This window comes from Oleiphilus sp. HI0079 (assembly GCF_001635105.1).
In genome coordinates this window covers 1-1,217 of sequence record NZ_LWFT01000929.1, presented here as the reverse complement: position 1 = coordinate 1,217, position 1,217 = coordinate 1, and the positions used below count along the sequence as shown (strand labels likewise).

At 45.9% G+C, this 1,217-nt stretch carries 3 protein-coding genes; all 3 read right to left on the bottom strand.

Annotated features, from left to right (window positions below):
- On the bottom strand, nt 1–459 hold a 459-nt coding region (locus A3750_RS17155; RefSeq protein ID WP_082873337.1), incomplete at its 3' end, for a MotA/TolQ/ExbB proton channel family protein.
- A gap of 59 nt (nt 460–518) precedes the next feature.
- Nucleotides 519–821: a hypothetical protein gene (locus A3750_RS17150; RefSeq protein WP_068451979.1), complete on the bottom strand. Its 303-nt coding sequence runs from the start codon at nt 819–821 to the stop codon at nt 519–521.
- Nucleotides 821–1,217, bottom strand: a 397-nt coding sequence (locus A3750_RS17145; RefSeq protein ID WP_197475107.1) for a tetratricopeptide repeat protein, incomplete at its 5' end; no start/stop codon positions are given. The genes A3750_RS17145 and A3750_RS17150, both read right to left, overlap by 1 nt.

The window sequence follows — 1,217 nt, the reverse complement described above, 5'->3', positions numbered from 1 at the left end:
CAGGTTCGCTTTTTGTGCGGGATCAGCATTGGCAACGGCGGTAAATGCTGCAATAAGTCCGATGATCGTGCCTAGCAAACCCAATAACGTAGCAACGTTCGCCAGCATGGCGAGATACGGTGTACGTTTCTCAAGTCGCGGCAAAATCTCCATTAGAGACTCCTCCATTGCATACTCGATTTCGTCCCGAGGGCGACCTGCATTATGCCGAGTGAGACCAATGTCGAGCATTGTTGAGATTGCAGCCTTTCCTTTCCGCGCTTTCTCACCCGCTTTAATGAACTCGTTTTTCAATAGTAGGGGAAGCAATTCATCTTCAAATACTCGGCGGTTTGTTGACTTTGCACCGGTTAAAAAAATAAACCGCTCTACAGCAATCGCCAGACCTATCGCTAAAACAACCGCAATGGGATACATAAAAGAACCGCCATCTTGAAAAAACTTAACCACTGTATCCAATGTTATCTCCCTTTAATCGATTGTTTCTAAGCGTTATTACTAACGATAGATTGAGAATTTTAATTCGTGAAGGATTCGGTCGATACTTTTATATATCTCTCGAAATAAACACGTTCGCGATGTTCGCTGATATCTGTAGGCTTCAGCGCATCGGGCATTTTCTGCGGCGTCAACTCGATCTTCGTTGCGTCTTTGTCACTCGCCACACGCCATGGTAGCGCAACATCAATCTTCGGTAACTCAGAGTTACCTATGATTGCGATGGTTTGCCCTTTTTTAGAGCTAGGCTCCGACGCGTATACAGCCAATCCGCTCAACATAAAAGCCAAAAAGAGACCAGCGTGCAGGAGAGTTTTTAACATTAGGATGCTTTCCTCTTCAAAAGACGCTTCCAGATCTTAACCCTTTTTACATCCTCGGCGTTCGTTTCTTCATCCGCGCCGTCGATAAACGCTTGATAATGATCTTCAGCGAGATCGTACTTCATTAAATACAAATCGTAGATAACCCCAAGTCCATAATGCGCATAGAGTGAGGTATCGTCTAATGCCAGCGCACGCAAATACTCTGTTTCTGCATCTTCGTAGCGTGCGAGGGCTAACAAGGCCTCTCCTTTAAACAATGGGCAGTGGATATTGCTTGGGTCGAGCTCGCAGCCTCTATTGAAGTGCGTTAACGCATCGTCGTAACGCTGTAGCTTCAAGTCGATAACGCCCAAATTGATATGGAGGGGCGCGTTATTTGGATACGTCTTCAGC